Source organism: Terrisporobacter petrolearius (assembly GCF_020748185.1).
Lineage (GTDB): Bacteria > Bacillota > Clostridia > Peptostreptococcales > Peptostreptococcaceae > Terrisporobacter > Terrisporobacter petrolearius.
Genome location: NZ_JAHZMO010000074.1, coordinates 1 through 8,515 on the forward strand (window position 1 = coordinate 1; position 8,515 = coordinate 8,515).

Annotated in this window: 7 protein-coding genes; 1 reads left to right on the top strand and 6 read right to left on the bottom strand. The window is 28.0% G+C overall.

Annotated features, from left to right (window positions below; translation table 11 throughout):
- Positions 1 to 221: 221 nt before the first annotated feature.
- From K0040_RS19220 to K0040_RS19245, 6 genes are all read right to left on the bottom strand, one after another.
- Complete coding sequence (locus K0040_RS19220) at positions 222 to 1,175, bottom strand: SPFH domain-containing protein (protein ID WP_228110329.1); 954 nt, start codon at positions 1,173 to 1,175, stop codon at positions 222 to 224.
- Between the two features lie 38 nt (positions 1,176 to 1,213).
- The gene (locus K0040_RS19225) at positions 1,214 to 1,654 is read right to left on the bottom strand and encodes an NfeD family protein (RefSeq protein WP_228110330.1); all 441 of its coding nucleotides are present in this window, start codon (positions 1,652 to 1,654) and stop codon (positions 1,214 to 1,216) included.
- A 70-nt stretch (positions 1,655 to 1,724) separates the two neighbouring features.
- A complete protein-coding gene (locus K0040_RS19230) occupies positions 1,725 to 3,248 on the bottom strand; it encodes an NAD(P)H-hydrate dehydratase (protein ID WP_228110331.1) in 1,524 nt (507 codons plus the stop codon).
- Between the two features lie 120 nt (positions 3,249 to 3,368).
- Positions 3,369 to 5,516, bottom strand: a complete 2,148-nt coding sequence (locus tag K0040_RS19235; protein WP_228110332.1) for a YhgE/Pip family protein — start codon at positions 5,514 to 5,516, stop codon at positions 3,369 to 3,371.
- A 319-nt stretch (positions 5,517 to 5,835) separates the two neighbouring features.
- A complete protein-coding gene (locus K0040_RS19240; protein WP_018592197.1) occupies positions 5,836 to 6,057 on the bottom strand; it encodes a NifU family protein in 222 nt (73 codons plus the stop codon).
- A 120-nt stretch (positions 6,058 to 6,177) separates the two neighbouring features.
- Entirely contained in the window at positions 6,178 to 7,527 is a 1,350-nt protein-coding gene (locus K0040_RS19245; RefSeq protein WP_228110333.1) for a purple acid phosphatase family protein, read from the bottom strand.
- A gap of 170 nt (positions 7,528 to 7,697) precedes the next feature.
- On the opposite strand from K0040_RS19245, the gene K0040_RS19250 reads away from it, so the two are divergent.
- The gene (locus K0040_RS19250; RefSeq protein WP_228110334.1) at positions 7,698 to 8,351 is read left to right on the top strand and encodes an HAD family hydrolase; all 654 of its coding nucleotides are present in this window, start codon (positions 7,698 to 7,700) and stop codon (positions 8,349 to 8,351) included.
- The last annotated feature ends 164 nt before the right edge of the window (positions 8,352 to 8,515 follow it).

Sequence of the window (8,515 nt, forward strand, 5' to 3'; positions counted from 1 at the left end):
CCCTTAGTTGTTGTAGAAAATGTTTTAACTTCTTTATTAGGCTTTTTATCTAAGTCTCCATATAGAATACATGCAACAACTGTATCCAAATGAACATCTAAACCTGCGCATCTTTCTACTATTGCTTTCATAACTACCTCCATAAAAAATATAAGCGAATATATAGTAACTGTCATAAAAAAATACTCTAAAGATATATATCTTTAGAGTATTTTAATTAATTATTTACTATTTTTATCACTACTTAATACTTCTTTAATTCCTTTAAAAGAACCTAAGAAATTAACTGTCTCTGATGGAAGAACAAGTTTAGTGGAATCACTTTCTGCAAGTTTTTCTAAAGCTTCCATAGACTTAAGCGCTAACATGTTGTCATCAATATCAGATTCTTTCATTGCTTGGAATACATTTTTAATTATAGTGGCTTCACCCTCTGCATTAGCTTGTGCAATTTGTCTTATAGATTCAGCTTCTCCTTCTGCTCTAAGTATACGAGATTCTTTTTCACCCTCTGCCTCTCTAACCATAGCTTCTTTTTTAGCTTCAGCTCTAAGTATTGCTGATTGTTTTTCTCCTTCTGCTTGAAGTATTGATGCTGCTTTATTTCCTTCTGCTTGAAGTATCGACTCTCTTCTTTCTCTTTCTGCCCTCATTTGTTTTTCCATAGCAACTTGTATATCATGTGGTGGCATTATATTTTTAAGTTCTACTCTGTTAACTTTTATACCCCATTTATCAGTTGCTTCATCTAGTATAGATCTCATCTTTGTATTGATTATATCTCTAGATGTTAGTGTTTCATCTAAATCCAACTCACCAATTATATTTCTAAGAGTTGTGGCAGTTAAGTTTTCTATAGCAGATATTGGATTTGCTATTTCAAATACATATCTAACAGGATCAGTCACTTGGAAATAAACTACAGTATCTATTTGCATAGTAACATTATCTTTTGTTATAACCGCTTGTGGTGGAAAATCTACTACATTTTCTCTTAAATCAATTACATACGCCATTCGATCTAAAAATGGTATTAAGAAATGAACACCTGTATCCGCTTTTTTATGGAACTTACCAAGTCTCATTACTATGCCCACTTTTGATTGTTTAATAACTTTTACACAACTTAAGCTTAATACTACTACTATTAGTATTATGGCTACTAATTTTATCATACACTCTTCTCCTTTTTATTAATTTATGGTTAATTTTATTATTTACTTTTTTCTTCGTCATCAATAGGTTTTACAACTAGTTTAACACCCTCGATTCTTATTACCTTAACAAGCTGTCCAGCTTCAATTTTTTCATTGCTGTCTGATATTGCAGTCCAATCTTCTCCCGTCAATGTTACAATACCTGTGGCGTAGGGAAGTATTTCTACTTTAACCACACCTGTTTTTTGCTCTATTCCTTGTAAATTTGTATTATATTTAAAAGTTTTATCTTTATCTACAAAATACTTTGTAAATGTAACTAATAAAGTAATCGATATAGCCGCAAATAATGCAATTTGAATTATTACGCTCTCTATAAAAGTGCTTAAAACCATTAAAACTAAAGCGCCTATACTAAACCATACTAGTGTTAAACTTGTCGTCATTAATTCAGCTATTCCAAATGCTACCGCAACAATCAACCAAACCGTATTCATCATACCCCTCTTCTCTATTTATAAATTGACTTACTTTATACTAGTATAACAATATAAATATTGGTAATAGTTACAAATTAATTTCAATATTAAATTCTTTCATAATAATAGGAATTTTTTCTATAATGTGAGTTGCATTCACTGTATACATTTTTTTAGATAAAATGTCACCTATATAGCCATGTATGTAAGTTGCACATATTACTGCTTCAAATAATTCTATTCCTTGGCCAACAAAGGAAGTTATCATTCCAAGTAAGCAATCACCCATACCTCCATTAGCCATGGCACTATTACCTGTTGGATTTATATATGCATCTTTCCCGTCTGTAATAATAGTTTCGTACCCTTTAAGTAAAACTATTATATTATATTTCTTTGCAAATTCTTTTGCCACATCTATTCTATTTTCTTTTATATATGAAGTTGACTTGCCTGTTAGCCTAGACATTTCACCCAAATGAGGTGTTATTATAATCTTATTTTTATATTTTTTTAATATGCTTATATTATTTTTTAGCACATTTATTCCATCTGCATCAATTATTACTGGACAGTCACTCTTATTTAAAACGTATTGCAATCTTTCTAACGTTGTCTTATTATTTCCCATTCCACAACCAAATCCTATGGCATTAGAAGTTTTAATTAGTTCATTTATTCGATCTTCTTCTTTATAATTTGCAGTCATACCCTCACTTAGTTTTGAACTTATTATATCTTGAATATGTTCATCACAAACTAAAGTAACTAGTCCACTACCACTTTTTATAGCAGCCTCACTGGCTATGAATGCTGCTCCAGAAAATCCTTTTGAACCTGCAAAAATTGTAACCTTACCAAAGTCACTTTTAAAACTAAATTTGTTTTTATCTCTTATATTATCTTTGACAAAATTCATAGAAGTGATATATTCATTATCATCGTGTTTTTTTAATATATATTCTGGTATACCTATATGTTCTACCACTACATTTCCAATATATTTTTTTGTTTCATATTTAAGAAATCCTCTTTTATAAAACTCAAAGGATATGGTTTTATCCGCTTTTATGCATACTCCTAAAACTTCACCAGTAGTTGCATTTATTCCCGATGGCACATCTATAGAATAAACTAAATTCTTATTTTTATTTATAATTTCTATAACATCTTTAAATATACCCTTAATTTCTCGTTCTAATCCAGTGCCAAAGATACAATCAACTAATACATTACTATTTCTAATATCAGTCTCTAACTGTTCTAGATGATTAATATTTTCTTCCTTTGTGTCTATTACGATATAAGGTATATTCATAGCTTTTAGAATTTCTAAATTAGTTTTTGAACATGGTGTGATTTTTTCCATATTTCCAACTATAAACACCTTTACTTCTTTTTCTCTAGCTTTTAATTGTCTTGCTATCCCAAGACCATCTCCACCATTGTTTCCTACACCACTAACAATTACATACTTATTATATAAGTTTGTATCTAAATGTTTGATTGCTGAAATCACCGCATTTTCCATCATAAGTATTAAAGGAATTTTGTACTCATTAACACAAGCCTCATCTAATTTTTTAGTTGATACAGAAGTTCCTATTCTCATTTCAATCACCTCTTTAACTAAATAATTGTTAACCTCTTATATTAAAAATAGTAATTCTTTTCATATAAAAAATAAAGGATAAATTGATTATTTCAATTTATCCTTTATTCATAAAATATTTTAATGTTCTGTAAGTCTACTTTCTTCCATTCTCTTTGTAAACCTGTATAACATTTTATTAATAGGTCCTTTTAACAGAACATTTAGTACTATAGCTAATGCTAAGAAAGTTAAAAGTACAACTATATCTCCAGTTAAGTTAGGTTCGTATATTCCTGCCACTGCCTCTCTCAAGGCTGATATTCCATAAGTAAATGGCAAAAATGGATTAACATTTTGGAAAAACTTTGGTGTTACTTGTATAGGGAATGTTCCCCCCGATCCTGCAACCTGAATTACTAATAAAATAACCGCCATAGCTTTTCCTATATTTCCAAACACAGATACCAGGGAGTAGACTATAAAATTAAACACTAAGCTGATAAACAATGATAGTAATATAAATATAGCCGGATTGTCAACTGTGACTCCCAATAAATATATATCTCCCACACTTACAATTAATGCTTGTAATAAACCTATCGATAAAAATGTAAGTCCCCTTCCAAAATAAACTTGATAAGGCCTGTATTCTCCTTTTACTTCTGTTGTTAAAAGTGAAGTTAAAAGTAAAACCCCAACCCAAAGACAAAGAACTGTATAAAACGGTGTCATTGCTGCACCATAGTTTGCCATTGGATATAGTGAATTCGTTACTAATTCTACTGGCTCTTTTAAAAAGTTTGACTGCTTAATTATATCATTTTTTAGGAATTTAATTAAATCGCCCATTTCGTCGCTATCATTTACTATAGATAAATCAGATACTAATTTATTTAATGCAGATTCTGCCTCTGGTAATTTTTTTTCTATATAGTCAATTGCTTCATTTGCATCTCCTGATAAATTAATCGCTGTTCCTAATATATTATTTATTTTAGGGAGTTTATCTTCTGCTTTTTCTAATAGTGATATAACATCGCTAGATACAGTTATTCCCTTATTAAATATTTCATTAAGAGGAGCTACTATTTTAGTGTCATAATTATTTAATAAGTTATCAGTAATTTTATTCACATCATTTAACACAGTTACAATTCCATTTAAGTCATTTAATGATGGTTTTTCTCCATTATTTATTTGTTCTTTAACTTTTGCTAAAGATGTCTTAGCTAAATTGAGCTTACTGTTTATTTCATTAATAGAATCTATAGTTCCTTGAATAGATGTTTCTGGCGCTATTTTATCTAATTTAGTTAAAAAATCTGATAATTTAGTTGATATGGATAATAAGTGATCAACTTTATTATAAAGACCATCTACTAATTCTGGTGCATTTTCATATCCATTTTCTATAGCTGTTATCAAATCTCCTACGCCACTGGCTACTGATAATGATATCTCATTTATTATTTTTATATCATTTTTTATAGTCGGAGCAATATCATTCATACTAGATTTTGTTATCTGTAAAAATTCTTTTACATCTTTAGATAGATTAATAGAACTTTTTAACGTTGATTCTATTTGAGGCATATCATTTTGAAGCAATTTGGATATTTCACTAATTTGACTAGATGCATCACTAGCTGTATCTAAAATACTATCTATTTTACCAAACTTTCCTTGAACCTCAACTAAAGAATTTTCTATTTTTGTAAGCATAGGAAGATTTTCCTCCAAAGATATTCCCAAATCATTTAATGTTGTAAATACTGCCTCACTTGCTGTTTTTACAACAGTTTGGTCAACTTGTAGTTGTATTGTAGATGCCCCTTTGTCCGTTATTTTTGGTGCAATTGCATTTATTTTTTCATTTACTGTATATTTGATTTCTGCTTTATGTATATCCTTACTTAATACTGATATAATATTCTTAGAAAAGTCTGGTGTAATTTCTATTGAAGCATAATATTTACCTGTCTCAACACCTTTCTTTGCTTCTTCTTCATTAACAAATTTCCATCCTAAGGAGCGGTTATTTTTTAGTTCATCTATTAACTTATCTCCTACGTTTAAATCTTTCTCAAATAAAGTTGCCCCTTTATCATTGTTTACTACGGCCACTGATATATTAGATGTATTACCATATGGATCCCAAGAAGCCTTTATATTAAACCAAGCATATAAAGATGGTAATACTGCAAGTGCTATTAATACAATTATTAACGCCATATTTGTAGATATATCTTTTAAATCATCTCGAAATATTTTAAATATATTTTTCATAGGTATTCCTCCACTAAGTTGTAAGCTAAAAATGTCTAATTTGTATTTTAACTTATTTTTCGATTTATTTTTAATATTTATACAGAAATCCATCATATGTACTAAATACAATTAATAAATAATCTTTATTATTTACAAATTTTGTCATATTTTAAGCATTATATATTATATTACATATATTTGAAAATATAAATACAAATCCATATTTTAACATTAATTACATATTTTTACCATTTTTTTAAAATATAACTAAAATTATTATTTTCCCACAATAAAAGACACTCAATAATGAGTGCCTTTCATCTATAATAAATAAAATTTATACTCCTACTACTTTTGTAACCCCTGGAACTTCCTTAACTAATAGGTTTTCTATAACTGCTTTTAAAGTCATAGTAGCTCCTGGACATCCAGAACACGCTCCTTTAAGTCTAACTAAAACAACCCCATCATCGCTAACTTCTACTAATTCTACGTCTCCCCCATCCCTTTGTAAAACAGGTCTAACTTTTTCTAGTACTTCTGCAACTCTTTCTTTCATTATATGAACCCCCTTAAATATATTTAATATAATATATTTATAATTATATACCATGTCCAAATAACTCACCACAATAGAGCTTAATTATTTCATTCTATATAATAAAAAAATTTGTATAAATTATTTTTGTATAATTATTTTATTATCTACAGGTTTATCCTCATTCACTTCATAAGTAGCTATATTTATTAAGTCCTGTTTAATTTCAATTACAGTGTATGTTGGTATTTCTTCAGAATAAATCTTTTTTATATACTTGTTTTTATTCTTGCCTTGTTTATAAAACTTACTTCCTGTAGAAGAACTTCCTGTTATATAAGTTATTCCTTCATTATTTTTTATTATATCTACTTTTTCTTTTGAATTTTCCACTCTCTCCACTGTAAAATTCATTATTTTTTTATTATTTTTAAGTGGGTAAGTTCTAGAATATATATGATCATGACCGCACAAAACTAAATCAATTTTATTATCTTCCAATATGGGTGGGATTTCACTTCTTAATATTTTCATATCTTTATCATCTTCGTGTCGTCCACCACCATAAATATCATGATGAAATACAGCAATTTTCCACTTCATATTTTTATTTTCTTCTATAGTGTCTTCTATAAATTTTTTATGTTGCAATATATTTAAGTTATTTGTATTTATAAATAAATATAAAGTGTTTCCATAAGTAAAGTGATAATCTCCTCCTGCTACAGTCTCACCTAAATTAGTTAAGTTTGGCATATTAAAGTGATTATAAAAATTCTCATTATCTTTATCGTGGTTACCAATGGCATTTGCTATTGGTATATATCGTAAATAATCAGAGGATAAAAAACCAGCGTATTCTAAATTACTTGTATATGTTTTAGATAAACCATCGCCATCTTCTGTTGCATTAGTTATATCTCCACCACATACTATAAAGCTAGGATTATTACTTTTATCTACTGATTTTTTTATAACTTTATTCCAATTATAAGCATCCTTTTCTACTCCATCTATATTAGATTTGTTTTTTTTTGATGAAGCTCCAATTTGAGGGTCAGCCATAAATACAAATTTATAATTTATAGAGTCTTGCGTTTTATACTCCAATGGTTGACTCCACAACCCATCACTCACATATGAATAAATATAAGTTGTATTGGCTTTTAGGTTTGTAACTGTGACTTTATTACTTATAAATCCATTTCCTATATCAATACTATCACCTTCAAATATCCTTTCTTTTCCATATTCTTCCCAAATTTTTATTTTGCTTGTACCCTGAGAAGATCTGCTATACCAAGAAAAATTAAGCATACTTTCATCTTCTCCTGGTGTTAAGCATATTTCTGAGAAATATTCTAATGATATACGTTCTTTTCCATAGCCTAAAAAGCAATTTTTGTTTTCTTTTGAAATAGACAATACAGGAAAAAATACTATAATAATAATAGACAATAAAATACTAATTATTTTTCTTTTATTTTTCATTTTTCACTCCTAAAATAATACTTGTTTTTAATATTATTTAATATTAGTGAGAAATTATTTATTTTAATTCTTAAAATAGAAAATTATATTAGAAATAAATTAGTAAAAATACCACATTAAAATTTATTCGTGGTGTATATAATAACTTAATAAAGACAAGGGGATTTATGATGAATTACAACACTTTGATTTTTGATTTAGATGGCACTCTTTTAAATTCTTTAGATGATTTAGCTGATAGTGTTAATTATGCTTTAGAAAAGTTAAATTTTCCGATTAGAAGTAAGGATGAGATCTGTTCTTTTATTGGAAATGGCATTGAAAAATTAATTGAGCTTTCACTGCCAGATAAAACTTCTTGCGATAAATTTGCAGAATGTTTATTTATTTTTAAAAGATATTATTCCAAAAACCTAAGAAATAAAACTAAACCTTATGATGGAATAATTGAATTACTAGATTATTTGAGAGAAAATAAGTATAAGATGGCAATTGTATCTAATAAATTTCAAGATGGTGTTAGGGAGTTAAATGACCATTATTTTTCAGAATATATTCAAGTAGCAATAGGAAAATCTCCTGAAAGAAGAAAAAAGCCATACCCAGATACAGTGTTAGCAGCTATGAATAACTTAGATTCGTCTAAAAATAAGTGCTTATATATTGGTGATAGTGAAGTTGATTTTGAAACAGCAAGGAATGCAAATATAGACTTTGTAGGAGTTGCTTGGGGGTTTAGGGATAAAAAAATATTAGAAGATTTAGGTGCTGATTATATAATTAATACTCCAAATGATTTAATACCTATATTAAGTTGTAAATAGTTTAAATAAAAAAGGAGCATACGCTCCTTTTTTATTTAGTGTGTGAAAAAAACTCTGTAAATAACAAAATTCAACAGCTTTCTATGATAATATTTAATTATTATAGGAGGCTGTTTTATTATGGGAAAAAGAAAACAAAAGCTTAGCGAAGGAAAAAGAAATAT

Excerpts from the sequence above, each read along its gene's own strand:
- K0040_RS19220 (WP_228110329.1), bottom strand. The coding sequence starts at position 1,175 with ATGATAAAATTAGTAGCCATAATACTAATAGTAGTAGTATTAAGCTTA.
- K0040_RS19225 (WP_228110330.1), bottom strand. The coding sequence starts at position 1,654 with ATGAATACGGTTTGGTTGATTGTTGCGGTAGCATTTGGAATAGCTGAA.
- K0040_RS19230 (WP_228110331.1), bottom strand. The coding sequence starts at position 3,248 with ATGAGAATAGGAACTTCTGTATCAACTAAAAAATTAGATGAGGCTTGT.
- K0040_RS19235 (WP_228110332.1), bottom strand. The coding sequence starts at position 5,516 with ATGAAAAATATATTTAAAATATTTCGAGATGATTTAAAAGATATATCT.
- K0040_RS19240 (WP_018592197.1), bottom strand. The coding sequence starts at position 6,057 with ATGAAAGAAAGAGTTGCAGAAGTACTAGAAAAAGTTAGACCTGTTTTA.
- K0040_RS19245 (WP_228110333.1), bottom strand. The coding sequence starts at position 7,527 with ATGAAAAATAAAAGAAAAATAATTAGTATTTTATTGTCTATTATTATT.
- K0040_RS19250 (WP_228110334.1), top strand. The coding sequence starts at position 7,698 with ATGAATTACAACACTTTGATTTTTGATTTAGATGGCACTCTTTTAAAT.